Annotated in this window: 30 protein-coding genes and 1 CRISPR repeat array (1 of these 31 only partly in view); of the genes, 13 read left to right on the top strand and 17 right to left on the bottom strand. The window is 73.0% G+C overall.

The features are described 5' to 3' along the window. Window positions 1–74: 74 nt before the first annotated feature. From ACIBPC_RS03055 to ACIBPC_RS03035, 5 genes are all read left to right on the top strand, one after another. Window positions 75–1430, top strand: coding sequence for a 6-phospho-beta-glucosidase (locus tag ACIBPC_RS03055; protein WP_398840873.1), 1356 nt, complete (start codon window positions 75–77; stop codon window positions 1428–1430). Window positions 1431–1513: 83 nt separating this feature from the next. Continuing rightward, window positions 1514–1942, top strand: coding sequence for a MarR family transcriptional regulator (locus tag ACIBPC_RS03050; RefSeq protein ID WP_362955771.1), 429 nt, complete (start codon window positions 1514–1516; stop codon window positions 1940–1942). A gap of 119 nt (window positions 1943–2061) precedes the next feature. Further along, window positions 2062–3156, top strand: coding sequence for an alkene reductase (locus ACIBPC_RS03045; RefSeq protein WP_398840871.1), 1095 nt, complete (start codon window positions 2062–2064; stop codon window positions 3154–3156). A 520-nt stretch (window positions 3157–3676) separates the two neighbouring features. Then, the gene (locus ACIBPC_RS03040; protein ID WP_398840870.1) at window positions 3677–4405 is read left to right on the top strand and encodes a transglycosylase SLT domain-containing protein; all 729 of its coding nucleotides are present in this window, start codon (window positions 3677–3679) and stop codon (window positions 4403–4405) included. A 178-nt stretch (window positions 4406–4583) separates the two neighbouring features. Continuing rightward, on the top strand, window positions 4584–5648 hold the full coding sequence (locus ACIBPC_RS03035) for an aldo/keto reductase (protein ID WP_398840869.1): 1065 nt from the start codon (window positions 4584–4586) through the stop codon (window positions 5646–5648). Here the strand turns inward: ACIBPC_RS03035 and ACIBPC_RS03030 are convergent. Further along, on the bottom strand, window positions 5635–7209 hold the full coding sequence (locus tag ACIBPC_RS03030) for a protein kinase (protein ID WP_398840867.1): 1575 nt from the start codon (window positions 7207–7209) through the stop codon (window positions 5635–5637). The genes ACIBPC_RS03035 and ACIBPC_RS03030 overlap by 14 nt on opposite strands. A gap of 69 nt (window positions 7210–7278) precedes the next feature. Beyond that, a complete protein-coding gene (locus tag ACIBPC_RS03025) occupies window positions 7279–8214 on the bottom strand; it encodes a ribonuclease Z (protein ID WP_398840865.1) in 936 nt (311 codons plus the stop codon). 115 nt (window positions 8215–8329) lie between these two features. On the opposite strand from ACIBPC_RS03025, the gene ACIBPC_RS03020 reads away from it, so the two are divergent. Together ACIBPC_RS03020 and ACIBPC_RS03015 are read left to right on the top strand one after the other, a co-directional pair. After that, window positions 8330–8743, top strand: a complete 414-nt coding sequence (locus tag ACIBPC_RS03020; RefSeq protein ID WP_398840864.1) for a hypothetical protein — start codon at window positions 8330–8332, stop codon at window positions 8741–8743. Window positions 8744–8892: 149 nt separating this feature from the next. Continuing rightward, a complete protein-coding gene (locus tag ACIBPC_RS03015; protein WP_398840863.1) occupies window positions 8893–9309 on the top strand; it encodes a hypothetical protein in 417 nt (138 codons plus the stop codon). A gap of 60 nt (window positions 9310–9369) precedes the next feature. Here the strand turns inward: ACIBPC_RS03015 and ACIBPC_RS03010 are convergent, their stop codons facing one another. The 5 genes from ACIBPC_RS03010 to ACIBPC_RS02990 all read right to left on the bottom strand — a co-directional run bounded on the left by ACIBPC_RS03010 (window position 9370) and on the right by ACIBPC_RS02990 (window position 13919). Continuing rightward, window positions 9370–9729: a histidine triad nucleotide-binding protein gene (locus ACIBPC_RS03010; RefSeq protein WP_398840861.1), complete on the bottom strand. Its 360-nt coding sequence runs from the start codon at window positions 9727–9729 to the stop codon at window positions 9370–9372. A 100-nt stretch (window positions 9730–9829) separates the two neighbouring features. Continuing rightward, window positions 9830–10636: a methyltransferase domain-containing protein gene (locus ACIBPC_RS03005; protein ID WP_398840859.1), complete on the bottom strand. Its 807-nt coding sequence runs from the start codon at window positions 10634–10636 to the stop codon at window positions 9830–9832. Between the two features lie 332 nt (window positions 10637–10968). Next, window positions 10969–11430 (bottom strand): DUF6069 family protein, encoded by a 462-nt coding sequence (locus ACIBPC_RS03000; RefSeq protein WP_398840857.1) that lies wholly within the window; start codon window positions 11428–11430, stop codon window positions 10969–10971. Window positions 11431–11612: 182 nt separating this feature from the next. Further along, a complete protein-coding gene (locus tag ACIBPC_RS02995; RefSeq protein WP_398840856.1) occupies window positions 11613–12611 on the bottom strand; it encodes an RNA polymerase subunit sigma-70 in 999 nt (332 codons plus the stop codon). Window positions 12612–12845: 234 nt separating this feature from the next. Next, window positions 12846–13919, bottom strand: coding sequence for an ankyrin repeat domain-containing protein (locus ACIBPC_RS02990; RefSeq protein WP_398840854.1), 1074 nt, complete (start codon window positions 13917–13919; stop codon window positions 12846–12848). 233 nt (window positions 13920–14152) lie between these two features. Here ACIBPC_RS02990 and ACIBPC_RS02985 point away from each other — a divergent pair, with 233 nt between their 5' ends. Then, window positions 14153–15145, top strand: coding sequence for a winged helix-turn-helix domain-containing protein (locus tag ACIBPC_RS02985; RefSeq protein WP_398840852.1), 993 nt, complete (start codon window positions 14153–14155; stop codon window positions 15143–15145). A 63-nt stretch (window positions 15146–15208) separates the two neighbouring features. Here ACIBPC_RS02985 and ACIBPC_RS02980 read toward each other — a convergent pair whose 3' ends face one another. Continuing rightward, entirely contained in the window at window positions 15209–15733 is a 525-nt protein-coding gene (locus ACIBPC_RS02980) for a peptidoglycan-binding protein (protein ID WP_398840850.1), read from the bottom strand. A gap of 146 nt (window positions 15734–15879) precedes the next feature. Continuing rightward, on the bottom strand, window positions 15880–16230 hold the full coding sequence (locus tag ACIBPC_RS02975) for a hypothetical protein (RefSeq protein ID WP_398840848.1): 351 nt from the start codon (window positions 16228–16230) through the stop codon (window positions 15880–15882). 152 nt (window positions 16231–16382) lie between these two features. On the opposite strand from ACIBPC_RS02975, the gene ACIBPC_RS02970 reads away from it, so the two are divergent. Next, the gene (locus ACIBPC_RS02970) at window positions 16383–16919 is read left to right on the top strand and encodes a hypothetical protein (RefSeq protein ID WP_362955727.1); all 537 of its coding nucleotides are present in this window, start codon (window positions 16383–16385) and stop codon (window positions 16917–16919) included. Window positions 16920–16975: 56 nt separating this feature from the next. Here the strand turns inward: ACIBPC_RS02970 and ACIBPC_RS02965 are convergent, their stop codons facing one another. Then, window positions 16976–17407, bottom strand: coding sequence for a PPOX class F420-dependent oxidoreductase (locus tag ACIBPC_RS02965; protein WP_362955725.1), 432 nt, complete (start codon window positions 17405–17407; stop codon window positions 16976–16978). 30 nt (window positions 17408–17437) lie between these two features. Further along, complete coding sequence (locus ACIBPC_RS02960) at window positions 17438–18349, bottom strand: NAD(P)-dependent oxidoreductase (protein ID WP_398840846.1); 912 nt, start codon at window positions 18347–18349, stop codon at window positions 17438–17440. Between the two features lie 80 nt (window positions 18350–18429). On the opposite strand from ACIBPC_RS02960, the gene ACIBPC_RS02955 reads away from it, so the two are divergent. After that, a complete protein-coding gene (locus ACIBPC_RS02955) occupies window positions 18430–18822 on the top strand; it encodes a MerR family transcriptional regulator (RefSeq protein WP_398840845.1) in 393 nt (130 codons plus the stop codon). Window positions 18823–19379: 557 nt separating this feature from the next. Here the strand turns inward: ACIBPC_RS02955 and ACIBPC_RS02950 are convergent. Both ACIBPC_RS02950 and ACIBPC_RS02945 read right to left on the bottom strand, forming a co-directional pair. Next, complete coding sequence (locus ACIBPC_RS02950) at window positions 19380–19703, bottom strand: transcriptional regulator (RefSeq protein ID WP_398840843.1); 324 nt, start codon at window positions 19701–19703, stop codon at window positions 19380–19382. Then, entirely contained in the window at window positions 19700–20194 is a 495-nt protein-coding gene (locus ACIBPC_RS02945; RefSeq protein ID WP_398840842.1) for a hypothetical protein, read from the bottom strand. Before ACIBPC_RS02945 ends, ACIBPC_RS02950 begins: the two co-directional genes overlap by 4 nt. 355 nt (window positions 20195–20549) lie before the next feature. On the opposite strand from ACIBPC_RS02945, the gene ACIBPC_RS02940 reads away from it, so the two are divergent. Beyond that, window positions 20550–21674, top strand: a complete 1125-nt coding sequence (locus ACIBPC_RS02940) for a ricin-type beta-trefoil lectin domain protein (protein ID WP_398841756.1) — start codon at window positions 20550–20552, stop codon at window positions 21672–21674. Between the two features lie 56 nt (window positions 21675–21730). Here the strand turns inward: ACIBPC_RS02940 and ACIBPC_RS02935 are convergent, their stop codons facing one another. Then, the gene (locus ACIBPC_RS02935) at window positions 21731–22030 is read right to left on the bottom strand and encodes a hypothetical protein (protein ID WP_398840840.1); all 300 of its coding nucleotides are present in this window, start codon (window positions 22028–22030) and stop codon (window positions 21731–21733) included. A 107-nt stretch (window positions 22031–22137) separates the two neighbouring features. Here ACIBPC_RS02935 and ACIBPC_RS02930 point away from each other — a divergent pair, with 107 nt between their 5' ends. After that, window positions 22138–22455, top strand: coding sequence for an immunity 53 family protein (locus ACIBPC_RS02930; protein WP_398840838.1), 318 nt, complete (start codon window positions 22138–22140; stop codon window positions 22453–22455). 203 nt (window positions 22456–22658) lie between these two features. Here ACIBPC_RS02930 and ACIBPC_RS02925 read toward each other — a convergent pair whose 3' ends face one another. The 3 genes from ACIBPC_RS02925 to ACIBPC_RS02915 all read right to left on the bottom strand — a co-directional run bounded on the left by ACIBPC_RS02925 (window position 22659) and on the right by ACIBPC_RS02915 (window position 25402). Next, the gene (locus ACIBPC_RS02925) at window positions 22659–23747 is read right to left on the bottom strand and encodes a MerR family transcriptional regulator (protein ID WP_398840836.1); all 1089 of its coding nucleotides are present in this window, start codon (window positions 23745–23747) and stop codon (window positions 22659–22661) included. Window positions 23748–24532: 785 nt separating this feature from the next. Further along, complete coding sequence (locus ACIBPC_RS02920; protein ID WP_398840834.1) at window positions 24533–24949, bottom strand: nuclear transport factor 2 family protein; 417 nt, start codon at window positions 24947–24949, stop codon at window positions 24533–24535. A 48-nt stretch (window positions 24950–24997) separates the two neighbouring features. Then, complete coding sequence (locus ACIBPC_RS02915) at window positions 24998–25402, bottom strand: SgcJ/EcaC family oxidoreductase (RefSeq protein ID WP_362955684.1); 405 nt, start codon at window positions 25400–25402, stop codon at window positions 24998–25000. Between the two features lie 110 nt (window positions 25403–25512). Here ACIBPC_RS02915 and ACIBPC_RS02910 point away from each other — a divergent pair, with 110 nt between their 5' ends. Beyond that, window positions 25513–25863 carry a DUF427 domain-containing protein gene (locus tag ACIBPC_RS02910; RefSeq protein ID WP_398840832.1) on the top strand — a complete coding sequence of 117 codons (351 nt, stop codon included), beginning with the start codon at window positions 25513–25515 and terminating at the stop codon, window positions 25861–25863. A gap of 83 nt (window positions 25864–25946) precedes the next feature. Then, window positions 25947–26252: a CRISPR direct-repeat array (repeat unit 29 nt; unit sequence CTCTTCCCCGCGCACGCGGGGGTGTTCCC); it runs 395 nt beyond the window's last position.

The raw sequence follows: 26252 nt of genomic DNA, 5'->3' as shown, positions 1-26252 counted from the left end.
GGTCATGCTGTGCGTCCGGTCATGCTGTGCTCCCGATCATGGTCGGCCCTCTCTCCTACGGTACGTTCCGGCCCATGAGGCTCACGATCATCGGCGGCGGAGGCTTCCGCGTACCCCTGGTATACCGGGCGCTACTGACACAGACGGCCACCGGCGACGCGCGCTGCACCGAGGTGACGCTCTACGACACCGACCCGCTGCGTGCCCGCGTCATCGCGTCCGTCCTGGCGCGGCAGGCGGAGGAGGCCTCGGAGGCGGGCCTGCCGGACCCGCCGGCCGTGCGGGTGGCGGGGGATCTCGACGACGCGCTGCGCGGCACGGACTTCGTGTTCAGCGCCCTGCGCGCCGGGGGCACGGCGGGCCGGGTCGGGGACGAACGGGCGCCGCTGGCCGAGGGTGTCCTCGGCCAGGAGACGGTGGGTGCGGGCGGGGTGCTGTACGGGCTGCGCACCATCCCGGCGGCCCTGCGCCTGGCCGATCGCGTGCTGGCGGTGGCGCCGGAGGCGTGGGTCGTGAACTTCACCAATCCGGCGGGCATGGTGACGGAGGCGATGGCGACGCGGCTGGGGCACCGCGTCATCGGCATCTGCGACTCGCCGGTGGGCCTGGTGCGCCGGGCGGCCCGCGCGGCGGGGGCCGAGCCTGACGAGGTCGGGTTCAGCTATGTCGGGCTGAACCACCTGGGCTGGCTGCTGACGCTCACCCACAAGGGGCGTGACCTGCTGCCCGGCTTGTTGGCGGACGACGCGGCGCTCGCGTCGTTCGAGGAGGGCAGGCTGTTCGGCGCGCGCTGGCTGCGTGCGCTGGGCGCGCTGCCGAACGAGTACCTCCACTACTACTACTTCGCGCGGGAGACGCGGGCGGCGGCGCTCGCGGCCGACCGGACGCGGGGCGAGTTCCTGCACCGGCAGCAGAGCGCGTTCTTCGCGGAGGCGGCGCGCGATCCGGCGGGCGCGCCGGCGCTGTGGGAGCGGATCCGCCGCGAGCGGGAGGAGACGTACGGCGCCGAGGCCCGCGCGGCGGGCGGCGACGAGCGGCCGCGTGACGCCGAGGATCTGGAGGGCGGGGGGTACGAGCGGGTGGCGCTCGCCCTGATGCGCGCCATCGCCGGGGACCGGCGCACGCGCCTGATCCTGAACGTCCGCAACAACGGCACCGTCCCCGAACTGCCGGGCCACGCCATCGTCGAGACGGTCTGCGACGTGGACGGACTCGGCGCCCACCCGGTCCCGACCGTCACGCCGGGGCTGGCCGAGACGGGGCTGATGCTGCAGGTGAAGGCGGTGGAGCGGGCGACGATCGAGGCGGCCGTGACGGGCTCGCGCGCCGCCGCGCTGCGGGCGCTGGCGCTGCATCCGCTGGTGGACTCGGTGAACGCGGCGGCCCGCGTCCTGGACCGCGCGGGGGCGCTGCCGCAGCCGCCCGCCTGAGCGCGGGCGACAGATCCATGAGTATGCAAATAATGCTGTCACATGTATGCTCCCCGAAGACCCACGGGACAGGGAGGTGACGCATGACCCACGCCGACAGCGACCACTGGACGCGCCTGATCATGCTGCACAGCCGTGTCGAACAGCGCCTCGCCGAGGCACTGCACCGCGACTCCGCGCTGGGCCTGTCCGAGTTCCGCGCCCTGTGCCACCTGGCCGCCTCCTCCGACGGAGAGCTGCGCATGCAGGAGGTCGCCGACCTCGTGGGGCTGAACCAGAGCACGGTCTCCCGGCTCGCGGGCAGGCTCGAACGGGCCGGACTCGCCGAGCGCTGCCACTGCGCCGGTGACCGGCGCGGGGTCTACCTGGGGATCACCGACGCGGGGCGCGAACGCCAGGCGCGGGCGCTCCCCGTCTACGAGGCCACCCTCTCCGGCGCCCTGGACGAGGCCGCCGCCTCCACCGACCGGGAGCTGGCGGCCCTGACAAGGCGCCTCCGCCTCCCCACCTGACGCCACTCCCCCGACCACCCCGTTCATCCCTCATCCCTCGATATATGCATGACTCTGCATTGCAGGTACATGCATCTCCACTCCAGAAGAGCACCCGCAGAGAAACGAGGAACCCCGCCATGGAATCCCCCCTGCTCCGCCCGCACCGCACCCATGCCCTGCACCTCCCCAACCGCGTCGCCATGGCCGCCATGACCCGCTCCCGCGCCGACGACGCCACCGGCACCCCCACCCCCCTCATGGCCGAGTACTACGCCCAGCGCGCCAGCGCCGGGCTCGTCGTCACCGAGGGCATATGGCCCCACCGCCTCGGCAAGGGCGGCCCCGGCGTCCCCGGCCTGACCGGGCCCGAGCACGTCGCGGGCTGGCGCCGCGTGACCGGCGCGGTCCACGCGGCGGGCGGCCGGATCTTCGCGCAGCTGTGGCACGTCGGCCGCGTCAGCCACCCGGAGATACTCGGCGGCGAGCAGCCGGTCGCCCCCTCCGCCGTCGCCGTCCCGGAGGGGCTGATCCACACCGCCTCCGGGAAGCGGGAGTACGTGGTCCCGCGCGCGCTGTCGGCGGCGGAGATCGCGGAGATCGTCACCGCCCACGCGGCCGCCGCCCGGCACGCGGTGGAGGCGGGTTTCGACGGGGTCGAGATCAGCGCCGCGTACGGCTACCTCGGCTCGCAGTTCCTCTCCGACAGCGCCAACCTCCGCACCGACGCGTACGCCGACCGCGTGCGCTTCGCCGTGGAGGTGACGGAGGCCGTCGCCGCCGCGATCGGCCCGGAGCGCACCGCCCTGCGCGTCTCCCCCGGCAGCGGCGACCTCGGCGCCGTCGAGTCCGACCCCGCCGCGCGCCACCGGCGCCTCCTCGGCGCCCTGGACGGCCTGGGCCTCGCGTACCTGCACGTGGTGGAGTCCGGGCCGTACCCCGCCCTCGCGGACCTGCGCCCCCGCTGGAGCGGCACCCTGGTGGCGACGTACGACGGCGGCGCGGAGCCCGGCGGCGTGCGGCGTGCCGAGGAGGCGGTACGGGCGGGCCTCGCGGACGTGTACGCCTTCGGGAGGCTCTTCCTCGCGAACCCCGACCTGCCCCGGCGTATCGCGGAGGGGGCGCCCCTGAACCCGCAGCGCGGCAGCGGCCTGTACGGGGGTGGTGCGGAGGGTTACACCGACTTCCCGCGCCTGGGCGAGGCCGTGCCCGTGGCGGCGGGGGCCGGCTCCTGAAGCCTGCGCACAGCCCCACGAGGCCCGGAGGGACCCCATAAAACCCATAAGAGGGGAAGGGCCGGACAGGGGAAGCACGAGGCGCGTGGCGGCATCCCGGTGGGGTGCCGCCGTGCGGTGCTCGGGGTGTCCCGGTTCTCAACGCAGTGTGGTGGACGCGGATGCGGACCGTGGCCGCTGTCAACTCCCGGACCCCCCGTCGCCGTTGCGCAGCGTCACAGGTGCCGATCCGCAGCGTGAGCCCGGAAGGGGCCGGGAGTGAGGCCCGGCACAGGGACCTTCGTCATCTACGAAGCGCGACCGTAGCCCCCACCGGTGCGCCGCTCCGGATGTGGCCCGGGCCCTCCGGAGACGGCGGCCGGGTGACGGCTCCTGCTACGAGGCGGGGTCGTATTGCACTGCTTTGCGGCACTTCGGCGCCAGTCTCCACACTGGGCCACGTCGCACGATGCGGCCCCCCTTTCTCTTCCCCCTCCGCCCGGTTCGCGGGCACCGCCCCATGAGGAACGAGGTAGACACCATGACCGCCACCAACGGCACCCTCCGCATCACCCGCAAGGGCACCCTGGCGGGCATCCTGGCCACCGGCGCAGCCCTCACCGCCACCCTCGCCCCCCACGCCAGCGCGGACGAAACCACGCAGCACGTCACGAAGACCGCCGAACAGACGGTCTCCCCCACCGCCTTCACCCCCACCGACCGCGCCCAGGCCCACACCGCGCCCACGCACAGCGGCGACACGGACAGCGACAGCGGTGCTGACACGGCCAAGCCGGACAAGCCCGAGGCGAAGGACGACAAGCCTGTCGCCGAGGCGCAGCCCGAGCGTGCTCCGGCGGAGGACCCGGGCCGTGGCGCCCAGTTCCGCGCGGACGGCAGCGTGATCCCGATCCCGCGTGAGGACCAGCCCAAGGCCAAGCCCGCCTCCGCGCAGGACATCGACAAGTGGATCAAGGAAGCCCTGGACGTCATGAAGGACAACGGGATTCCCGGCTCCTACGAGGGCATCCACCGCAACCTGATGCGCGAGTCCAGCGGTGACCCCCTGACGATCAACCTGTGGGACACCAACGCCCACAAGAACATTCCGTCCAAGGGCCTCCTCCAGGTCATCGAGCCGACGTTCGAGCAGTACCACGTCAACGGCACCAGCGAGAACATCTACGACCCGGTCGCCAACATAGCCGCCGCCTGTAACTACGCCGCCGACCGCTACGGCTCCATGGACAACGTCAACAGCGCCTACTGACGAGACAGAGCCGCAGAAAACCCCAGCAGCACCACCACGGCGCCCGCACCCCCACCCGGGGTGCGGGCGCCGCCCCATGCCCGCCCGACACACGCGGGACACCGCCTCCCGCCCCGTACGGGACATATGCCGCACCATGCCAGCGGAACCGCTTCCCGGAATCGACGAAGGAACCGCCTTGGCGTCACTCGACCACTACCGCACCCTGGGCCGCACCGGTCTGCGCGTGAGCCCGCTCGCCCTGGGGACCATGACGTTCGGCGACCCCAGCTGGGGAGCCGACGACGAGACGTCGGCCGCCATCATCGACCGCTACCTGGACGGGGGCGGCAACTTCCTGGACTCCGCCAACGGCTACACCGAGGGCCGCTCCGAACGGGTCGTCGGCGAGTACCTGCGCGCCCACCCGGGGCTGCGGGACCGCCTCGTCATCGCGACCAAGTTCGCCGGGAACATGCACCCGGGCGACCCCAACGGCGGCGGCGCGGGCCGCAAGGCGATCCTGCACCAGGTCCACGCCTCCCTGGAGCGGCTCGGCACCGACTACATCGACCTGTACTGGCAGCACAACTGGGACCGCCACACCCCGCTGGAGGAGACCGCCGCCACGCTGGACGACCTGGTGCGCGCGGGCAAGGTGCGGTACGTCGGCCTGTCCGACACCCCGGCCTGGGCGGTGACGAGGGCGGCGACGATCGCCGAGTTCCGCGGCTGGGCGCCGGTGGCGGCCATCCAGGTGGAGTACTCGCTGCTGCGGCGCACGGTGGAGGGCGAACTGTTCGGCGCCGCGCGGGAGCTGGGCCTGGGCGTCACGCCGTGGAGCCCGCTCGCGTCCGGCGTGCTGTCGGGCAAGTACAGCCGGGAGAACCCGGAGCCGTCCGGTTCCGGGCGCGGCGCGATGGCCGCCGCCCACCTGACCGACCGCACCTTCGACGTGCTGGACGCGCTCCAGCGCGTCAGCTCGCGTCTCGGCACGACGGTGGCCGCGGTGTCGCTGGCCTGGGTGCGGCAGCAGGCGCCCGTCACCTCCACGATCATCGGGGCTCGCCGCGTGGACCAGCTGGAGTCGAACCTGGCCTCCCTCGACGTGACGATCCCCGACGAGGACCTGGCGGAACTCGACGGGCTCACCGCGCCGGACCTGGACTTCCCCGCCGCCTTCCTGGAGCAGATCGCGGTCAACTGGCAGCAGGGCGGCACGACGGTCAACGGCGTACCGTCCGAGACCTTCAGCCGGGGCTGACGGGAGCGCGGCACCAGCGTCTGGTGGCCGGGAGGAGCGCCAGGACCGTGGCGGCGAGCGCGGGGAGCGCCGTCAGCGGGGAGACGACGAAGACGATCACCGCGTACGACGGCAGCGAGCCGCGTATCTCGTAGTCGAGGTCGCCGCCCGTCAGGAAGAACTGCGCCCCGAAGCTGAGCGCTTGCAGTGCCGCCAGCCCGGCCGCCACCGCGACGGTCCGGCGCCCTGCTTCCGAGCCCCTGCGCAGCAGCACCGCGCCCCATACGAGGACGGCCGTCACCGCCGCTCCCAGCGCCATGTTCGCCTGGATCACATCGGGCGGGCCGAGGGAGTTCCGGAGGAACTCGATGGCGATGTAGAGGACGAACAGCATCCCCGGGACGGTCAGCAGTGCCAGCGTCGCCGCCGCTTTCGTGGTGCCGCCGCCGGGCTCCGCCGTCGCGGGGCGGGCCGCCGTCCAGGCCCCGGCGCCGCCGGGGTACGGGGTGAGGGGTGAGGCGGAGGGGGCCGACATCACCTGCGGCGGGACGTGCGGGGGCCGCGGGGGCGCCTTGGCGTCGGGCGAAGTACCGCCGGGACCCCATGCCCCCGGGGCGGGACCGCGCGCGGCGCCCGCGACGTTAGTGGCGGTATAGGGCGAGGCATCGGGGGCGGGGGCGTGGGGAGCGGTGACGGTGGTGTGGGTGGCGGGCAGCCAGCCTGTCGTGGGCATCGGGTCGCCCAGCTCCAGGGCCGCGCCCAGCTCGCGGCACGCCGCCACGATGCCCTGCGGTGTCGGCCGCGCCTCCGGTTCGCGCGCCAGGCAGCGGCCGATCAGCTCGCGCAGCGGTGGCGGGCAGGCGGACAGGTCGGGCCGCCCGTTGACGATCCGGTAGAGCAGGGCGGTCGCCGCGCCCTCGCCGAACGGGTGGGTGCCGGTCGCGGCGATGTGGACCGTCAGCCCGAGCGCGAACACGTCCACCGCCGGGGTCGGCGGCGCGCCGCCCTCGATCTGCTCGGGCGCCATGAACGCCGGGGTGCCGACGCGGATGTCCGTGCCCGTGAGGGAGGTCGCGTCGGCGGCGCGGGCGATGCCGAAGTCGATGACGGCGGGCCCGTCCGCGGCGAGCATCACGTTGCCCGGCTTCAGGTCGCGGTGGACCACTCCGGCGGAGTGGACGGCGTCGAGGGCCTGCGCGATGCCGGCCGTCAGCCGTACCGCCGCGTCCGGCGGGAGCGGCCCGTGCGCGGCCACCGCCGCGGCGAGGGAGGGGCCCGGCACGTACGCCGTGGCGACCCAGGGCAGGGGGCCGTCCGTGTCGCTGTCCAGCACGGGCACCAGGTAACGGCCGCGTACGCGCTGGGCCGCGCCGACCTCCTGCTCGAAGCGCCGCCGGAACAGCGGGTCCTCCGCCAGCTGCGCGTTCACCACCTTGAGCGCGACGGGGCGCCTGCCCCGCGTCTCGGAGAGGTAGACCGTGCCCATGCCGCCGGAGCCGATCCGCCCGCGCAGGGGGTAGCCGGACACCTCCCTCGGGTCCTGCGGCTGGAGCGGCCTTGTCGCGCCTGCGAACCCTGTCACCCGGTCTCCCCCTCGTGCCCCGCGCGGCCACGGCGCCGCGAATCCGTTCCGGCTACGGTATGCCGTGCGTCAAGTCGGCTGCGTGACAGGCGGGTTGGCCCTGCGGTGGGGGACGGGGACGCGCATCAGGTCTTCGGCGACGGTCAGTTCGCCTTCGTAGCCCGCGTCGCGTGCTTCGCGGGTGAAGGCCTCGGGGTCGGTGTAGCGCTGGGAGAAGTGCGTCAGGACGAGGTGGCGTACGCCCGCGTCGGCCGCGACGCGGGCCGCCTGCGCGGCGGTCAGGTGCCCGTACTCGTGGGCGAGCGCCGCGTCCGCGTCGAGGAAGGTGGACTCGATCACGAGCATGTCGCAGCCCTCGGCGAGGGCGTACACGCCGTCGCACAGCCGCGTGTCCATCACGAAGGCGAACCGCTGCCCGCGCCTGGTCTCGCTGACCTCGGCCAGCGTGACGCCGCGCAGTCGGCCGTCGCGCTGGAGGCGTCCGACGTCGGGGCCGGTGACGCCGTGTTCGGCGAGCCGGGCGGGGAGCATGCGGACGCCGTCCGGCTCGGTGAGGCGGTAGCCGAAGCAGTCCACGGGGTGCGACAGGCGGTGGGCGGTGAGGGTGAACGGGGCGGTGCCGCCGGTCAGTTCGCCGTCGTCCGCGACGGGGCGCGGCTCGATGCGGGCCGTCTCGTGGTAGGCGGTGGAGTACCTGAGCCGCTCGAAGTACCGTTCGCCGCTCGCCGGGTAGTGGGCGTGCACGGGGTGCGGCACCTTGTCGAGGCTGATCCGCTGGAGGACGCCGGAGAGGCCGAGCGAGTGGTCGCCGTGGAAGTGGGTGACGCAGACGCGGGTGAGGGAGTGCGCGGTGACCCCGGCGAGCGTCATCTGCCGCTGGGTGCCCTCGCCCGGGTCGAAGAGGATCGTCTCGTCGTCCCAGCGCAGGGCGTAACCGTTGTGATTGCGGTGGCGCGTGGGGACTTGGCTCGCGGTGCCCAGGACAATCAGCTCACGGGGAGACACTTCGCCCCTCTCTCTTTGCTCGTGGATACATCTCATGCATAGTGCTCCTGCGCCGCGTCCGGATGATCCGCCACGTGCCGCTCGCATCCCTCCGCTTCTCCGCGAAAGGCTTTCCATGGGCTTCCTCAAGCGCCTCGCTCTCGCTGTCTCCGGCGCGGTCCTCCTCGCCATCGGCCTCGGCGCCTCTCCCGCGTCCGCCCTTCCCGCTTCCGTCTGCATGACGGTGCGCAGCGGGACCGGCTCCGACCTCGGCGAGGGGTGCTTCTTCCACTACGGAGACATCTTCACCGTCGAGGACCACGCGTCGGACGGCGCGCGGGTCGTCGCCGAGTGGCACACGGACTACGACCGCAGCGGCGAGTGCCACAACGCCTACGGGGCCAACGACCGCACCGTCACCTGCAACTACGACATGAAGGAGACGGGAGTCGTGTCCTTCTCCGTCTGTACGCAGAAGGGTGCCACGGGCCAGCCCATCAGCTGCAGCCCGCACGCCTATGTGCACATAGGCAGCGGCGCGAGACTCTGACGGCCCGGCCCCGGGAGGACGCCCCGCGCTTCCCCGGGGCCGATCCGCCTCTGCTCCTGCCACATCTCCGGGGCACAGTGCCCCGCGGCGCTCCATGATCATCGTGAGAGCGTCGCCTGTGATCACTCGACTCCTGTGAAAGGCTTCCCGTGGGCTTTCTCAAGCGCCTCACCCTCGCCGCCTCCAGCGCCGCCGTCCTCGCCACCGGCCTGGCCGCGTCCCCCGCGTCCGCCGCCCCGGTCTACCAGTGCGTGACCGTCTGGAGCGAGGACGGCGGTACCGCGCTCGGTGAAGCGTGCTTCTACCACTACGGCGACATGGTCACCGTCCGCGACCTCTACGCGGGCGGTGCGCGGGCGGTCGGCGTCTGGAAGACGAACTACGGCCGCAGCGGCGAGTGCCACAACGCGTATGGGGCCAACGACCGCACCGTCAGCTGCAACTACAACATGAAGGAGACGGGGATCGTGACGCTCTCCGTCTGCGTCCGGGAGGGCGCCAACGGCAAGAACCTCCTGTGCAGCGGAAGCCGCTCGATCCACATAGGCACAGGCGAACGCGTCTGACGCCAGGCCCCCGGGGACGCGTCGCGCTCCCCGGGGGCCTGGGCTGTCCGCCCCCGGGTGTCACCCGGGAGGCCACTCCAGGCCGCGTCCGCCGAGGACGTGCGCGTGCGTGTGGAAGACGGTCTGGCCCGCGCCGCTGCCGGTGTTGAAGACGATCCGGTACCCGGAGTCGAGCACCTTGTCGTCCACGGCCACCTGGTGCGCCTCGCGCACGACGTCCGCCAGGATCTGCGGCGACGCGGCGGCCAGCGCGGCGGCGTCCGGGTAGTGCGCCCGGGGGATCACTAGGACGTGCGTGGGCGCCTGGGGGTTGATGTCGCGGAAGGCGACGGTGGTGTCCGTCTCCCGGACGATCGTGGCCGGGACGTCTCCGGCGACGATCTTGCAGAACAGGCAGTCGGCCTGCGGCTCTCCCGGCATGGCGTTCGTGCTCTCCTCGGGCGTCGGGTCCGTTGCGCTACGCCCGGGATGCTACCGCCCCGGCCCCGCACTCCCGCCCGTGCACGCGGAACGCCGCCCGTCACGCCATGCGTTCCTCCTCCCACCCCGGCCCCGCCGCGCGGCGCACGCGGAGGACATCGCTGGAGTGCCCGATGGCGTAGCCGCCGCCCGGCTGCGCGTGCCGGCTCCTGACGTACTCCGCCAGCTCCTCCCGGTCCGGCCGCTTCTCCATGAGGGCGAGCTGCGGCACGTTCAGCATGAACTCGGCGACCGCGAGCGCCGTCTCCTCCTTGGCGGCCCGGTAGGTCGCGGGCAGCTTGTCGCGGGTGAGGTCGCCCACGATCCCCTCGCCGGACGCGGCCAGTTCCTCCGCGAGGGCGGCGAGGTCCATGCGCACGCCGGTGAAGTGCCGCACCATGCTCATGCAGTCGTCGTCCGGGTCCTGGAGCATGACGACCAGTTCACGCCCCGGTCTGACCCAGCCGAGCAGCCGCAGCACGGTCTCGCGCCACTCCTGCGGCGGCACGTAGTAGAGGACGTGCGAGAGGAGCGCGAAGTCCGCCCGCAGGTCGAGCCCCGCCCGCAGGACGGGATCGGTCACGATCACGGCGGCCGGGCAGACCTCCCGCAGCCGCGCCCGCAGGTGCTCCCCCGGCTCGATCGCGACGGTCGCCCCGAAGTACGGCGCCAGGTGGCGCGTGGTCGCCCCCTCGCCCGCACCGGCGTCCACCCATACGCCGCGCTCGGGCAGCGCGGTCACGATGTCCGTCAGGTACGGGTGCGCGGCCGCCTTCTCGTCCGTCCCGGCGAGGAACGCCTCGAAGACCCGCCGGTACGCCTCGTCCTCCACACCGATGACCCGCACGGGTCCCGTGAAGTCGCCCATCTCCCTGCCCCCTTCGACCCCGCCACGCTCCGCGTTCACATGGCTACACAAAGCTAACACTGCGTCACGGCCACCACCAGAGGCGCACGGAGTGCACAACGGTCGCTCGGGGCGCATCCACCACACGACGGCGCACGCCCCCCCACCCCGGGAAACCGTCGGCCTTCTGCCCCTCCCGTCGCTTCGCACCCGGCCTCTCCCCAGGCCGATGCACCGGAATTGGTCGCCCGGGGACGCGGTGGCGTGCCGGACACCGGTGGGCGTCGACGGGGAGGTCGGCCCTGTGGAGCTGGTGGAGGACCGGGCCAAGGCACCGGCGACGGAGATGTCCGTCAGGGTCCGTCAATCCGTTCGGATGCCAGACTCCGCGCCAGGACGGGGATCATCACCGCTGCGGGGACGAGGTGGAGCCCGACGAGGGCGGTGGTGGTGGCCGTGGTCGCCCCGGCGAGAAGGGGCGGGACCAGCGAGACGGCGGTCAGCGACATGGCCGTCCACACGAAGCGCTCGGCGGGGCGGGCGCTCAGGCGCAGCAGGGCGGCGGCGATGACGATGCCCACGGCCGAGAAGAAGCCGGTCACGACGGCGATGCCGGACAGCGGGATGGTCTCGCCACCATGAACCTCGAAGTCGGCGCCGACGGCCCGGGCGAGCGCGGCGGCGAGGGTGGTGGCCGCCGCGGCGGCGAACGTGGCGAGGAAGCCGGTGCCGACGAGGCGGCGGAACCGGTGGGGATGGCCGGTGCGGACGGTGCCCGGGTGGGTCACGGCGGCCGTTTCCTTCGTACTGTTCATGCCGTTCCCTTCCGTATGCGGTGAAGACCTGGCTTCCGGGCGGAGTGACGAGCCCGCACTTCGGCCGTGTGACAGTCGGGTCGCGCCGGGCGCGGACGCCGGTGCCGCGGAGCCGGAACGCGGTTCCTCCACGATCACGGCGATGCGTGCGCCGGCGCGCAGCGCGAGCGTTCGTACCGGGTTCACTCGGTGCCGTCGGCCGGCAGGCGCTCCGGGAGTCCGAGCCGCGGGAACCGGTCGTCGTGGAACGTGGTGATCTCGGTGATCGCCCCGCCGGTGACGCGCAGGACGTCGATCGTCAGCGGCAGGTACGCGCCCTCGGCCCGCCGCCAGAGGTAGAACGCCAGGGCGGGCTGCCTGTTCACCGAGGTGGGAACGGCGCGCAGACCGGTCATGCCCTCGAAGCCGCTCTCGGTCAGGAACGTCACCACCGCGTCGCGGCCGACGTACAGGCCGGGCGTGGGCGGCATCGAGAAGCGGACGTCGTCCCGCAGCATCGAGGCGAGCGCCCTGACGTCCGTGGCCACGCTGGCCTCGGCGTAGCGGCGCACCAGTTCACGCAGGGTGGCGTCCTCCTCCCCGCCGGTCCAGTCCTGCCGCTCCGCGGGCAGGTGCTCCCGCATCCCGGCCCGGGCGCGCTGCAGCGCGCTGTTCACGGAGTTGACGGAGTCGCCGAGGAGTTCCGCGACGCCCTTCGCCGACCAGCCGAGCACGTCCCGCAGGATCAGCGCGGCCCGCGGGCGCGGCGCGAGGTGCTGGACCGCGACCAGGTACGCCAGCTCGATCGTCTCCCGCGCGACGGCGACGGTCTCCGGCTCGTCCGCGTCGCCCGCGGGCAGTTCGTCGAGCAGCCGGTCAGGGTAGGGCTGCAGCCACCGCGCCTCGCCGCCGGTCGCGGGCTCGGGGCGGCGCTTGGCGAGCAGGTCCAGGCAGGCGTTGGTGGCGATGCGGTAGAGCCAGGCCCGGAACGTCGACCGCCCCTCGAAGGTCTCCCGCCGCTGCCAGGCGCGCAGGAACGCCTCCTGCACGGTGTCCTCGGCGTCCTCGAACGACCCGAGCATCCGGTAGCAGTGGACGTGCAGCTCCCGCCGGTGCCGCTCGGCCAGCCCCGAGAACCCCGACTCGTCGGCCTCGCCCGGCCCGCTCGTACCCAGTTCCTCAGGCATCGTGTCCGCACGCATCACGTCATCCCTCCGTCTCGCCCTGTCCGGTCATCCATGTGACGGGTGCGGTCGCGAAAACTCATCACCAGGGTCGGTCGATGTCCGGAACGCTGTCCGTTGCCCGCTGAGTTGAGGCGCGAGTCGATCGTGGAGGACACCGACGACGGGCTCGCCGCCGCGCGAGCCCAGCAGATCGCCGACATGTCCGGTGTCCTGCCCCGCCGGCCGGCGAAGGCCGCCGCCACCGTCCCCTCACGGGGTTGTCCGGGCGTTCTCCAGCAGGTCGGCCGCTTCGGTGCGGCCGAGTTCACGGGCGATGGTCAGGGGCGTATGCGATCTGACCGGGCGGCGCAGGCGCGTCGGGTGTTCCATGTGCGCGTCGGGGTCGCCACCGGCCGTTACGAGGAGCCGGACGGCCGCGAGCGCGTCCGGGCCGTCGGCGGTGACCGCGTCGTGGAGCGGTGTGCGGCCGTGCTCGTCGGGCGCGTTGGGGTCCGCGCCCGTGGCGAGGAGCGCCTCGATGATGTCCGGCGCGATGTCCGGCGCGGACTTGACGCGGAGGCGCGGGGTGAGAGCCAGGTGCAGCGGGGTGGTTCCGGCGTTCACGTCCCCGAAGTCGGGGCAGTGCCGTCGCGGGTGCCGGTATGTCCAGGGAATCCGGTAGGTCTCGCGGAGGGCCGCGCCCGGGTCGGCGCCGGCTTCGGCCAGGGCGCGCACGACAGCGGCGGAACGGCCGACGACGGCCAGGTGCATGGGGGTGAGCCCCGAGTCGTTCAGCGGCCCGAGCGCCGGTGTCCCGGCCAGAGCCTCCCGGACAGCCACGATGTCCCCGAGCGCGCAGGCTCGCGGGAAGAGGTCCTCCGCGGACGGCGCTGGCACGGCCTCCAGTTCCCCGAGCATCCGCGACAGGGGATCGGGGTCGGGAATTCCCTCCTCTTCATCCCAGTCGTGGTCGATGACGCGGACCGGGGGGTCGCCCGTCCCGGCCTCGTCGAGGTCCACCAGCCAGTAGAACTGGGTGCTGGTCATGGCGATGAAGAGCCACGCCCGTCCCCGTGGCCCGTCCTCTTCCTCGATTTCGAGCGGCATCGGGTACTCGATCGTCCCGATGCCGTCCTCGTCGAGGAGGACGTGGGCGTCGGGCCAGTCGGTCGAGAGCAGGGCCTGGATGTCGGCCGGGAGCAGCCGTTCGCCGATCGGTGTCGTGACGGTCCACCCGTCGCGTGGCGCGAAGTCGTCGGGCACTGTGCCTCGCAGGCGTTCCAGTTCGCGCAGAACCTCCGGACGCAGCACTCCGGCGGGGCCCGGGGGTGTCGTGTCGTTCACGGGCACTTCCCTTGCAGGGGTGGCCCAGGCTTCCTGCGGTCCCGGGCCGGGACACAGGGCGCCCATTCAACCAGCAGGCCCGCGCGGACAGCGCTGCCGGTCTGGGGCCAGGAGGGCGGCCATACGCGCCACTTCCGCCCCCGCCGCCACGGCCGGTATCCGCCTGTACGGGGCGCGGGCGTTCCCGCAGCATTGCCCAGTGCACTGTGCCGGTCGGGGGCTCGGAGGGGAACATGGTGTATCGCATCCATTTCACAGTCGAGGACCTGGCGCGCACCCGCCTGGCCCCACCGTCGCCGTTGCAGGAACTCGGTGCCGCCGTGCGCCTGTTGCAGCGTGACGGTCACCCGTCGCGCGTGAGCGCGTGGCGGCGTGCCGCGCTCGCGGACCTCGGGCCCGGGGCCCGCATGGTCTTCGACCTGATCCCGCCCGCCGGCTGCGCGCCCGCGTTCCTCACGTCGGCCGGGACGGACAGCCCCCGCGAGACGCTGGAACGGGTGCGCGCCACGCCGCGTTCCGAGATCGACACGGACCTGGCCCGCCTGGCGCGGCAGCGCCGACTGCCGTCCTGGACCGAGGACTTGGTGGCCAGCGCCGAGCTGCGGCGGCGGCTCTACGAAAGCCTCGACCACGTCTACGCCGTGCTGCTGTCCCGCCGGTGGACCCGCATCGCCGACGCGGCGGCGGCCGACCGGGGCGTCCGGACACAGCAGGCGCTCACCGGCGGCATGGCACACCTCCTGGCCTCGCTGGACCCCCGGCGCATCCGCTGGGACCCGCCCGTCCTGGCGGTCTCGCTGCTGTCCGGTTTCGAGGGTGACCTCCACCTCGGGGGTCGCGGGCTGCTGCTCGTCCCGTCGGCTTTCGGGGCCATCGGGCCCGGCGTGGACGACCACGCCCGCCCGCAGCCCATCCTGCGCTATCCCATGAGCGTCGGCGGGCCGCGGGTGAACGAGCCACCGGCCGGGGCCCGTTCGCCCCTGGCCTCGCTGCTCGGCCCGACCCGCGCGGCCGTGCTCCACACGATCGCGGGGCACCCCGGCTGCTCCACCAAGGAGCTGGCCGCCCTCACCGGCATCGCGTCCTCCACGGCCAGCGAGCACGCGACGTCCCTGCGCACTGCCGGGCTGATCCGCACCGTCCGGTCCCGCAACTCGGTGCTCCACAGCACCACTCCGCTCGGCGTGGCCGTCCTCAACGCCCCCTCCGGCACGGCGGACCGCTGACGCGGAACGGCCCCGTCTCCCTTGGGGGTAGGAGGCGGGGCCGCGCCCGGGGGCCGCCGCGTGTCAGGCGCAGGCGGAGAAGGTGGCTTCGGTGTACCAGAGGGTCCGCAGGTCGTTGCCGACGTACATCCCCCAACGCCCGTCGTCGGTGCGGGTGAAGGTGACGTACCGGCCGGACGCCCTGCCCTCGTAGGAGATCCGGTTTCCCGATCCCGGTGTCCCGGAGAGCTGCCCACTGGCGCGGGCCAGTGTGTCCGACCCCACGATGCCGTCGCTGGCCGTGCCGTGGTTGGCCTGCCACGTCCTGGTGGCGGCGGCGGTCGCCGGGCCGAACCGGCAGTCGATGGCGGCGGTGGAGGACAACTGCCCGTCGGCCCACAGGATCGCCTGCCACATGGCGGCGACATTGCTGTGCGCGTACGACGACTGCGAGATGGGGCCCTCGTCGTTCCAGTCGTCCCAGGCGACGCCGGTGCCGTGCACCACGCCACCGCTCGCGTTCGCCGAGGCGGGTGTGGCGGAGACGGCCACGCTCCCGCCGAGGGCCAGGGCCACCGCCGCGGCGGCTGCTTTCGTGCGAAGCGACATCCTCTGTCTTCCCTCCGTCGTCCATCGGGTCCCACGGGCCGACCGGCTCCCCCCTGCCCGGCCGGCCCGCCCGTCAGATACTCCGCGCGCGACGGGTCGCCGGGCAACGACCTTCGGCCCAGGCCGAATCACCCCCGTGCCGCCGCTCAGTCCCCCTGCGCCCAGGCCGCCACCGGCAGGGACAGGTAGACGCCGAAGTCCGCCAACCCCGTGGCGGCGCCGATCCGTTCGTGGAGCTGGTCCACACGCCGCTGCCGGTCGGCGGCCCGGCTCTCGTACCACTTGGAACGCACTTCGATCACAACATCGAGACCACCGCCGTCCAGCGGCCCGCGCGGGCGGAACCGGAGGTCGACGTCGCCCGGTTGCAGATCCCCGTCGTACGGCTCCTCGGGACACTCCACGGCCAGTGACACCAAGTGCGGCAGTACAGAACGCAGTTGAAGCAGCAACGACTCATCGGCGTGGGGCGCGTACGTGATCTCCACCAGTGGCATCGCACCACTGTAGGCAGCCCCGCCACAACGGACGTCCCGGGGCGAACGGGACGCCTCAACTCCCGCGTCCACCAGGGAGTTCCGAGGTCCACGACGCCGGGCAGTGGCGTTACTATCCGGGTTCGTATCACGCACGTACGATCGAGGAACTCATGAGCACGCGCTTGGGGCCGCTGGAACTGTCCGGCGGCCGGTGGGTCGTCGGAGATCTGAAACGGGCGGGCGGTTCCTGCTTCGTCCTCGCCGACGCGGGTCTCGAACACCGCAGACCGGGGCCGCAGGAGACCCGGACGCTGATCCCGTGGCCCCGCTTCCGGGTCCTCCACCTGCGCGCGACCCGGCGCACCTGGCTCGCCGCGCGCCCCCTGGGGATGCTGAACGGCGCGAGCGCCGCCGGCCCGGTCGGCGGCCCCTCCGCCTGCTCGATGGCGGGCCTGCTGCGCGACCCGTACGAGTACTGGACCGTGGGCTACTCCCACCACCGGCGCGAGTACGACCACAAGGACATCTACCTCGCCGGCCACCTCTTCCCCATCGCCGTCAAGGCCGGGGCGGCCGACCGCCTCGGCGACCCCGAGTGGGTGGGCGACGTCGTGGCGCGGCTGACCGAGCTGCGCGGCCTGCCGTACGAGGCGGCCGGGCGGGAGGCGACCGGCATCGTCAGGGAGTACGCGACCTGCCCCGTCTGACGGGCGCGGCGGTCCGGGCCGGGGCAGGGCAGAGCAGGGCAGGTCGCGGGCCGGGGTCAGCCGATCGCGGCGCCGTAGACGTGCTCGACGGGCATCACCATCAGGACCCGCCGGTCGGCCACCATCACCGAGCGGTACTCGTCCCAGTCGGGGTGCTCCCCGGCGGCGCGCCGGTAGTAGTCCACCAGCGCCTCGACCTCGGGCCCTTGCGGGTCGGTGCCTGGCCCGACGAGCGTGGCGGTGCCCTCTGCGGTGGCCCAGGCCATGCCGTCGGGGCGGGTGACCTCCAGGGTGGCGCGGGGGTCGCGCCGGAGGTTGGCGGTCTTGGCGCGCCCCTCGGTCATCGAGACGTAGAGGAGCTGGGACTCCGGGTCGTAGTAGGGCTGGACGGGCGACAGCTGGGGGCGGCCGTCCGCCTTGATCGTCGCGAGGACGCCGAGGCGGCTGGCGGCGAGCAGCGTACGCGGATCGAACGAAGTGGTGGTCATGTCGGCAGTCAATTCCGCACCCCGCTCCGCTTATTCCGCGGCCTGCTCCGTACGGGCGCGTCCGCCGAACTGCCCGATCAGCGCCGCGTAGCCGTCGCCCCCGTGCCCGGCCGCCACGGCGCGTTCGGCGAACGAGGCGATGAGCCGCGGCAGTTCGCCGCCGACACCCAGCGCCTCGCTCTCCCGGACCAGGTTCCGCACCGACGTGAGGTGCGTGCCGACGGTCACGTCGTGCGCCGGGAAGGCGTTCTCCTCGATCTGCCGCGCGTAGCCGGGCAGCCAGCCGGCGACGGCTTCGACACCCTCGCGCGCGAACGGGACGAACGCCCCCGCCGCCACGCCCGCCGCGCCGAGGAGCGCCGCGCCCTGGAGGAACCCGCTCAGCGCGCTCCACATCACCGCCGTCACGGCCAGCTCGTACAGCGCGACGGTGCCGTGCTCCTCGCCCAGGTGCGCCGTCTGTCCGGCGAGGCTCGCGAGGGCCGGCGCGTGGCGCTCGTACGCGGCGCGCGGCCCGCAGCAGACGACGCGCGCCCCGGGCGTCCCGACATCCGCCGGGACGGCCATGATCCCGCCATCGAGGTACGCCGCCGCCCCGCGCGCGGCGGCCAGAGCGGCGGTCGCGCGGGCCTGGGCGGGGGTGCCGGAGGTGAGGTCGAGCAGGGTCCGGCCGTCGAGGGCGTCGCCGAGCGTGCCGATGACCTGGCCGACGGCGTCGTGGTCGGCGAGGCAGACGACGACGAGCGGCGCGGCCGTGGCGGCGTCGCGTGCGGTGGGCGCGAACGCGGCGCCCTGCGCGACGAGTCCGGCGGCGCGGTCCGCCGTGCGGTTCCAGACGGTCGTGCGGTGTCCGGCGCGCAGGAACGCGGCGGCCAGCGCCCGTCCCATCAGGCCCAGCCCGATGACCGTCACGTCCGCGTGTGCCTCCCGGGGGTTCCCCATCGTGCGTTCTCCTTCCACGGGGGTGTGCGTGGCAGAATCGTCAGCCTTCACACCGGTATGAAGGTCAAGGGGGAACGGCCGTGCTGATCGGCGAGTTGAGCGGACGGACCGGGGTGAACGCGCACCAGCTCCGCTACTACGAGGCCCAGGGCCTGCTGAAACCGGCGCGTGGCAGGAGCGGTTACCGCGAGTACGGCGAGGACGCGGTGCGGACCGTCACGCAGATCCGCAAGCTGCTCGACGCGGGGCTGTCGACGCAGGACATCGCGTACGTGCTGCCCTGCGCGACCGGCGACAGCCCGGACCTCCTCCCGTGCCCCGAACTGCTCGACGCCCTGCGCACACGCCTCGACGGCATCGACGACCGCCTCGACACCCTGGCCCGCTCCCGCGAGTCACTGGTGGCGTACATCGCGAGGACAGAGCACTTCGCCGCCACCCACCCTGACTTCACGGCTCCGTCGCCACCGTGACGCCCGTCAGATCTCCGGCGGAACGACGACACGCCCCGAGCGCGTGTGCAGTACAGCCCCGCCGGCCTCTGTAACGGGCAGGTCCTCCAGTTCCTGCCACGCCGCGCGCACCGACTCGCCCAGCCTCGCGATCGTCCGTGCGTGGTGTCGGAGCCGCCACTTCCCGTCGGCCGTACGTCGGCGCGCGTTGAACGGTGGCCGCGTGCGGGCCGGACGCCCGTACATGCTCGCGTTCCGCGTCGGACAGGTCCGCGACGAGCCGCGGCCACTGGACGACGACCACCCGCTCCCACAGTTCCGGCGGCAGGGTGGTGGCCACGTGGCGGCTCTCGCCGACGGGGAGATCCCGTAGAGGGCGGGCCCGTGCACCGCACCGTACTCGCCGTCCGCAACGGTCAGGAGCGTGCCGAACCGGTACGCGAAGTCGAAACGCCGGCTCTGCCACTCCGACAGTTCGGCCGCGCCCGCCGTCAGCACGTCGAGTGCGCCCCGCCACGCGGCGTACGCCTTGTCGTGATCCGCTCCGCTCACCTGGCCAGTCTCCAACCTTCCGCCACTCAAGTCCCGGTCGGTGAGGGGGCGTCCTGGGGGTCCACGATCGCGCGCAGTGCCGCGATGTGCGCCCGGTACGCCCGTCGTCCCTCCGCTGTCAGGCGGAGCCACACCCGCTGGCGCGTGTCGCGGACCGCCTTGCGCTGGCCGACGTAGCCCGCGTCCGTCAGCACGGTGACGTGCTTGCTCAACACCGACGCCGACACCCCGAGTTGCCGCTGCACGAGCCCGAACTCCGCCTCCTCCGCGGCCTCCAGCAGCGCGCAGATCCGCAGCCGGTTCGGCGCGTGGATCGTGGCGTCGAACCCTTCCAGCGGGTCGCCGCTCACGCGCCCTCCCGCCGGTGCATCCGGACGAACACCCGGTGGTAGCCGACCGACACGGCCGCGGCGATCACGGAGGCCGCGACCAGCCAGGCGGCCCGCCCGGTGGCGGCGAAGGCCACGGGCGCCCCCAGCAGCACCAGCGGCAGGCCGGTGAACAGCGGGATCAGCAGCCGCCTCGGCAGCACGTCCGTCCGCAGCGCGACGCCCGTCTTCTCCCGCCATCCCTTGGCGGCCACGGCGAGCAGCGCCAGGAACAGGGCGGTTCCGGCCGTCATCACGGCCACCCACCGCGCGTGGGGCAGCAGCCAGTCGGAGTCGTCCAGGGCGCCGCCGACGGCGAACGGCAGCCCCGCCAGGTACACCGTCAGCGTCGCCGCGAACCACGTCGGCCACGGGGTGGCCGCCAGCGCGGCGGTGGACGTGCTGACCTGCTCCGCCTCGGCCAGTGCCGCGCGCGCCTGCTCGGGTGTGGGACGTGCCCTGTCTGTTTCCATGCCGGAAAGACTAGCCGCCACTTTCCAACCCGGCAAGAGTCGAGTTTCCCCCTCGGCAACGGAGCGCGCGTGTGCGAGTCCGTGCGCGCGTGTTCGACCCACGGGCGCAGCACTGTTGTTCTCTGTGTGCGCGTGGGATTGACGCGCCCGCGTGGGGTGCTACGTTCCGCACAGCGACACCGCCGTCACTCCACGTCCTGAACGGCCCTGCCGCCACGCCCAGTTCACCCGTCCCCGCGTCCACCCCCCGCACGCCCGTCCCCCCGCCCGCGCCCCCGGCGCCCGTGGGCCCCACCCTGACCGGCAACGACCCGCCAGGGCCGTCCGGCCTGACCACGAATGGTGAGAATCGGTGATCAAAAAGCTCCTGACCGCTGTCGTCGCCCTCGCGGCGGCGATACTCGGCCTCACCTTGGGCACCGCCGCCCCCGCCGTCGCCGCCGACCCCCCGGCGGCCGCCGCGCCCACCCCGCTGCGCCTGATGCCCCTGGGCAACTCCATCACGGACGGCGTCGGCAGCAGCACCGGCAACGGCTACCGCGCGCCCCTCTGGGACGCCCTCGCCGCCGACGGCCACGCCCTCGACTTCGTCGGCACCGCCCGCGCGGGCAACATGGCCGACCCCGACAACGAGGGCCACTCCGGCTGGCGCATCAACCAGATCGCCTCCATCATCGACGCCTCCCTGGCCCGCTACCGGCCCAACGTCGTCACCCTGGAGATCGGCACCAACGACCTGAACAACAACGACGATCCGGCGGGCGCCCCCGCCCGCCTCAGCGCCCTCATCGACCAGATCGTCAGGGGCGCCCCGGACGCGACCGTCATCGTCGCCTCCCTCGTCGTCTCCACCAGCCCGACGCTGGAGACGTACCGGGCCGCGTTCAACCAGCAGATCCCCGGCATCGTCGCGGCGAAGCAGCAGGCGGGCCACCACGTCCGCTATGTCGACATGAGCAGCCTCACCACCGCCGACCTGGCCGACGCGCTGCACCCGAACGACTCCGGCTACCGCAAGATGGCCACCGTGTTCCAGGGCGGCATCCGCGCCGCCGAGGCCGCGGGCTGGCTCCAGCCGCCGGTGGCCACCGGCGGGCAGGTCCGCTCCGCGCTCGCGGGCAAGTGCATGGACGTGAACGCCGCCAGCAGCGCCAACGGCACGCGCGTCCAGCTCTGGAGCTGCAACACCAGCACCGCCCAGTGGTGGACGCTCCGCTCGGACGGCACGCTGCGCGCCGTCGGCAAGTGCCTCGACGCGAACGCCCACGGCACGGCGAACGGCACCCAACTCCAGTTGTGGGACTGCACCGGCGGCGCCAACCAGGTGTGGCAGGTCTACAACGGCGGCTACCGCAACCCGATCTCGGGCCGCTGCGTGGACGTCCCCGGCTCCACCACCGTGGACGGCACGCAGCTCCAGCTCTACGACTGCAACGGCACCAACGCCCAGCGCTGGACCTCCCTCCCTGTCGCGGCCTGACGCGACAGCCCCGCCGTACCCCACCTGCCCGGGGTACGGCGGGGCGCGGGCCGCTTTCAGGAGCGCGCCGGTGCCTCCTCGTGCCCGGCGAGCCAGAGCCGCAGCCGGCTCTCGTCCTCGGCCGCCACGAACACCTCCCGCCCCCAGTGGTCGCTGAGCCGCCGCGCCACCTCCACGAGCCGACGGCGGTCCTCCCGCGTCCACGCCGGATAACGCGCCCAGCCCTGGTCGGCGATCGTGTCGCCGAGTTCCTTGAACAGCAGCGCCACGTACCGCCGTTCCTCCTCCTCGGTCAGCGGCGCGACCGCGCCCTCGGCGGGCACCGGCCGGACGTTGAAGAGGTCTCGCGTCACCATGCGGGCTCGCAATCTGCTCAGGTCTCGTCCGCGGCAGCCTAGTGCTGTGACGGGAAGGTGCACCGGGTTCTCGCGGTCCACGCCCGCCTCGCCTACCATCTCCGGCCATGTCGGAAGCCGGACACGTCCTGGACTGGTTGCAGCACTGGTATGCCTCGCACTGCGACGGCGACTGGGAACACGAAGGGGGCGTGGCGATCGGCACACTCGACAACCCGGGCTGGACCGCCGGGATCAGCCTGGAGGGCACGGACCTGGCGGACCGGGCGTGCCCGCGGCAGCAGGTCACCCGGGACGAGCACGACTGGGTGGCGGTCTGGACGGCGGAGAAAACGTTCCACATCGCCTGCGGGCCCGGCAACCTGACCGAAGCCCTCGCGCTGTTCCGCACCTGGGCTTCGGAAGGCGCCCCGCCAGGAGCGTAGGAGAGGCGGCAGCGGATCGCGCCCGCCCAGCGGCTCTCCTGCGCCACAGCCCGCCCGACCAGCCACGCCGGACGTCATCGTGCGCGACGATCCACCGCGAAGGCCGACTGAAAGGCCCGGCGCCAGCCGACCGGCGGCGCGCGCCCTCGACGCCGCCCAACCCCCGCGCCCCGGAAGCCGGGTCCGAGCCCCCGCCCCAGCGGTCAGTCCTCCAGGCGGACAGGCATCAGGATCGAGAAGGCGTCCTCGGTGTCGGTCCGGCGGATCGCCAGGGGCGCCGTGGGGGCGCCGAACTCCAGCACCAGTTGGTCCCGGGCTCCGGCGGCGAGGGCCTCCAGCAGGAACTCGCGGTTGACGGCGACGATCGGGTCCTGGCCGTCGTCACCGTCCTCGCAGACGGTCACCACGCCGTCGGCCGCCACCTTGAGCAGGCTGAGATCACAGGGCACCCCATCCTGTTCGCGCACCTCGCTCGCACGCACAGGGCCGGTCTCCAGCATCTCCCGGAAGGCCGGGACATCGACAAGGGCACGGCGCCCTGACGGCAGGCGGACGAGACGACGGTAGTCGGGGAAGTCGTGGTCGAGGCACTGTCCGGCCACCTGACGGTCCCCCGTCTCCAAGGCCACGCGGTCACCGTCCACCGTGAGCTGGACGGACGCGTCGTCGGTCAGCAGCGCCCGCATCGCGTCGGCGAGCGGGGACGGCACGATGACCTGCGCACGGGGCCCGCCGTGCCCGGTGGTGGCGGCCTGCGCCACGGCCATCCGGTACCGGTCGGTGGCCACGACACGGAGCGCGTCGCCCTCGATGTCGAACAGGACACCCCCGAGCGTCGGCAGTTCCGGGTCGGTACTGGCCGCGAAGCGGACCGCGTCCAGCGCGGCGGCCAGCGCGGGTGCGTGGACAGCCGACCGGACGGTCGTGGTGCGGAGCGTGGTCATGGGATTCTCCCTGCATTCGAGTAGCGCTCGGATCGTGGAGAACTCGTTGCGGGCATCGGACAGCCCGAGTTCCAGACGGCGCAGATGCGCCTGGAGCAGCTTCCGCACCAGATCGGTGTCCGCACCGGACCATCCGGCCAGCACCAGCCGGATGTCCGCCAACGGCATACCGGTCCGGCGCAGCCGGGCCAGCAGCCGGGCCTCCTCAAGCTGCTCGGGACCGGCGTACCAGCGGTAGCTGCTCGCCGGGTCCACCCAGGCCGGGACCAGCACACCGGCCTTGTCGTAGAACCGCAGGGCGCTCACGCTCAGCCCACTGTCCCGGGCCATCTCACCGATACTGCGCATCTCGCTCTCCACACCCAGCACTCTGTGCCCTCCACCATGTCGAGGGTCAACAGCAACGTGCCGCAGACCCGAAGGGCGGCTCCTCGGCGTCTCTCGCAGCACACGGCGGAACCACCCCGCCCCTCCAGGTTCAGCGGACCCACCATCGCCGTTCGCGGCTGGCGGCAGCGTCCTTACGGGCACCTCCGACCAGGCCGGTGATCGGGATACCAGGGGACAAGGCGATTCCTCCACGTCTCACGACGCGTGCGCTTCGGTGCTGACATACGGCGAGCAGCCAACGGCCGTCCCCGGCCCGCGTCATGACGTACGACGGCGACCCCTCCCTGTCGCCGTCCGCCGAGTGGTGGACCTGCCGCACCGTGACGGCCGGCACATCGGGCCGCACATATGGGGGGACTGGTCACGGCCCGACGCGACAGCCCCGCACCCTCCTTCAGGACGGCGCGGGCGCCTCACGCCCGGCGGGCCGCCAGAGCCGGACGCGGCTCTCGTCCTCGTGGAGAGGGTCGTGGCCGACAGACCCGAGTGGGCTGGCCCGGACGCTGGAGCGCAGCACCGATCTGTGGTGCGGTGCCCCGGCGTCGGACACACCTCAGCCTTACCTCGACTGGCTCGCCGAACGCGCGGAAGACCTGCGTGAAGACGGCGAGCAGCGTGCTCGCGCCGCAGCGCCCGTGACGGCGCGGCCCGTGCCGGGCCATCGACCTGCGCACAAGCAGGGCCCGTCAGCGAGCTGACGGGCCCCTCATGCATGGCCGATGCCGACGGCCCGCGCGGGTGCGTCAGTGGTCCCGCGTCCAGAGGAGCGTGACCTCCATGCCGTCGAACCGCCAGCCCTCGGCGGTACGTTCGGCGGTGCAGGCCACGCGCAGCCCGCTCTCCTTGTGCGGCGGCTCGCCCTCGCGGAAGAAGGAGACGAGCTGGTTCGCGTCGGCCGACGCGCGGTCCGCGTCCCCGGTCCCTGCCACCAGCACGTCACCGTGGACGTGCTGGGTACGGACCCCCTCCACCTCGCTCCCCTTCAGCAGCGCGACCAACTCGGCCAGGCCACGCAGTTCACCGTGCGGCGAGCGCCCCCTGAAGCCGTCGCTGAAGACGGTGGCGGCGTCGTCGTGCCGCCGCTCGTCCAGCAGGCGGGCCAGGCGGGCGAACCGGTCGGCGATCTCGGCCCGGTCGGCGAGCGGGATCTCAAGGGACAAGGCGGTTCCTCCAGCGGGTGTGTCGATCGGTTCGTTCCCCCCCTTGTCTCACGACGCGTGCACTTCGGTGTTCTGGCCCACGGTGAGCAGCCAGCGGCCGTCCTCCGCACGCGTCAGCACGTACAGCGGGCTGCCCTCGCTGTCGCCGTCCGCCGAGTGGTAGACCTGCCGCACCTTGACGGCCAGCACATCGGGCCGCACGTACTGCGTGTGCGCCACCTCGTACGTCACCGCGCCGTCCCAGTCCGAGTTGGGCAGAACGGCCCACGTGAACTCGGCGATCGCGTCGCGCCCGATCAGCACCTTGCCGTGCGCGGTGGTCCACAGCGCGTCCGGGTGGAAGAGGGCGAGGAAGCCCTCGGGGTCCTTCGCCCGCTGGGTCCGCTCGACGATGGCGACGATCTCGGTGACGGCCTTGAGATCGTCGGCGTTCACTGCGTTGTCTGCGCTCATGGACACGATGCTGCAAGTTCAACAGCTCTTGAGGTCAAGCGCGGCCCTGGTGGCCGGAGGGACAATGGCATCGACGCGGACCGGCGGGGGCCGGTCCGGAAGGGAGACACATGGCAGCCGGACACCACGTCGAGGCGGCGGTGGTCGAACAGCACATCCGCGTGGAGGTCAACGGCCAGGTCGTCGCCGAGACCCAACAGCCCGTGCTGTTGAAGGAGACAGGCCTCCCCGACCGCTGGTACATCCCCCCGGCGGACGTACGCCTCGACCTCTTCGACCCCTCGGACCTGCGCACGACGTGCCCCTTCAAGGGCGAGGCGACCTACTGGACCCTGCGCGACGCGACGAACCCGACACGCAACATCGCCTGGACCTACCCCGATCCACTCCCGGCGGTGTCAGCAATCAAAGACCACCTGGCCTTCTACGACCGCCACGCAACGGTGACAGCACTCCCATGACAGGACCCACACCCAGCCGCTCCCGCAATGGCAAAATAAGTAAAATCCACCCCCGCCCGCGATAAACACGCAGGTCACTCACTCTCTTCCCCGCGCACGCGGGGGTGTTCCCGCGGCGGGCGGCGAAGCCATCACCCGGGGCACCTCTTCCCCGCGCACGCGGGGGTGTTCCCCCACGACCACACAGGAGAGACCATGACCACCGCTCTTCCCCGCGCACGCGGGGGTGTTCCCGGCGACGGGCCGCCGCCGACGTTGCCGACGCTCTCTTCCCCGCGCACGCGGGGGTGTTCCCTCGGGGTTGTCGCCCCCCTCGGCCACGGGGGGCTCTTCCCCGCGCACGCGGGGGTTGTTCCCCCCTTGGGCGACCGCGAGGAGCCCGGCCCGCT

The organism is Streptomyces sp. NPDC049879 (assembly GCF_044461265.1).
Lineage (GTDB): Bacteria > Actinomycetota > Actinomycetes > Streptomycetales > Streptomycetaceae > Streptomyces.
This window is presented reverse-complemented; position numbering and strand designations above follow the sequence as displayed.

What these genes read in the sequence shown, in the direction of transcription:
- ACIBPC_RS03040 (WP_398840870.1), top strand. Translation starts at nt 3,677, where the DNA reads ATGACCGCCACCAACGGCACCCTCCGCATCACCCGCAAGGGCACCCTG.
- ACIBPC_RS02980 (WP_398840850.1), bottom strand. Translation starts at nt 15,733, where the DNA reads ATGTCGCTTCGCACGAAAGCAGCCGCCGCGGCGGTGGCCCTGGCCCTC.
- ACIBPC_RS02960 (WP_398840846.1), bottom strand. Translation starts at nt 18,349, where the DNA reads ATGGGGAACCCCCGGGAGGCACACGCGGACGTGACGGTCATCGGGCTG.
- ACIBPC_RS02985 (WP_398840852.1), top strand. Translation starts at nt 14,153, where the DNA reads ATGGTGTATCGCATCCATTTCACAGTCGAGGACCTGGCGCGCACCCGC.
- ACIBPC_RS03010 (WP_398840861.1), bottom strand. Translation starts at nt 9,729, where the DNA reads ATGCCGGGAGAGCCGCAGGCCGACTGCCTGTTCTGCAAGATCGTCGCC.
- ACIBPC_RS02925 (WP_398840836.1), bottom strand. Translation starts at nt 23,747, where the DNA reads ATGCGCAGTATCGGTGAGATGGCCCGGGACAGTGGGCTGAGCGTGAGC.
- ACIBPC_RS02970 (WP_362955727.1), top strand. Translation starts at nt 16,383, where the DNA reads ATGAGCACGCGCTTGGGGCCGCTGGAACTGTCCGGCGGCCGGTGGGTC.
- ACIBPC_RS02965 (WP_362955725.1), bottom strand. Translation starts at nt 17,407, where the DNA reads ATGACCACCACTTCGTTCGATCCGCGTACGCTGCTCGCCGCCAGCCGC.
- ACIBPC_RS03045 (WP_398840871.1), top strand. Translation starts at nt 2,062, where the DNA reads ATGGAATCCCCCCTGCTCCGCCCGCACCGCACCCATGCCCTGCACCTC.
- ACIBPC_RS02945 (WP_398840842.1), bottom strand. Translation starts at nt 20,194, where the DNA reads ATGGAAACAGACAGGGCACGTCCCACACCCGAGCAGGCGCGCGCGGCA.
- ACIBPC_RS03000 (WP_398840857.1), bottom strand. Translation starts at nt 11,430, where the DNA reads ATGAACAGTACGAAGGAAACGGCCGCCGTGACCCACCCGGGCACCGTC.
- ACIBPC_RS03050 (WP_362955771.1), top strand. Translation starts at nt 1,514, where the DNA reads ATGACCCACGCCGACAGCGACCACTGGACGCGCCTGATCATGCTGCAC.
- ACIBPC_RS02975 (WP_398840848.1), bottom strand. Translation starts at nt 16,230, where the DNA reads ATGCCACTGGTGGAGATCACGTACGCGCCCCACGCCGATGAGTCGTTG.
- ACIBPC_RS03020 (WP_398840864.1), top strand. Translation starts at nt 8,330, where the DNA reads ATGGGCTTCCTCAAGCGCCTCGCTCTCGCTGTCTCCGGCGCGGTCCTC.
- ACIBPC_RS03055 (WP_398840873.1), top strand. Translation starts at nt 75, where the DNA reads ATGAGGCTCACGATCATCGGCGGCGGAGGCTTCCGCGTACCCCTGGTA.
- ACIBPC_RS02915 (WP_362955684.1), bottom strand. Translation starts at nt 25,402, where the DNA reads ATGAGCGCAGACAACGCAGTGAACGCCGACGATCTCAAGGCCGTCACC.
- ACIBPC_RS02930 (WP_398840838.1), top strand. Translation starts at nt 22,138, where the DNA reads ATGTCGGAAGCCGGACACGTCCTGGACTGGTTGCAGCACTGGTATGCC.
- ACIBPC_RS02910 (WP_398840832.1), top strand. Translation starts at nt 25,513, where the DNA reads ATGGCAGCCGGACACCACGTCGAGGCGGCGGTGGTCGAACAGCACATC.
- ACIBPC_RS02935 (WP_398840840.1), bottom strand. Translation starts at nt 22,030, where the DNA reads ATGGTGACGCGAGACCTCTTCAACGTCCGGCCGGTGCCCGCCGAGGGC.
- ACIBPC_RS03005 (WP_398840859.1), bottom strand. Translation starts at nt 10,636, where the DNA reads ATGGGCGACTTCACGGGACCCGTGCGGGTCATCGGTGTGGAGGACGAG.
- ACIBPC_RS02995 (WP_398840856.1), bottom strand. Translation starts at nt 12,611, where the DNA reads ATGCGTGCGGACACGATGCCTGAGGAACTGGGTACGAGCGGGCCGGGC.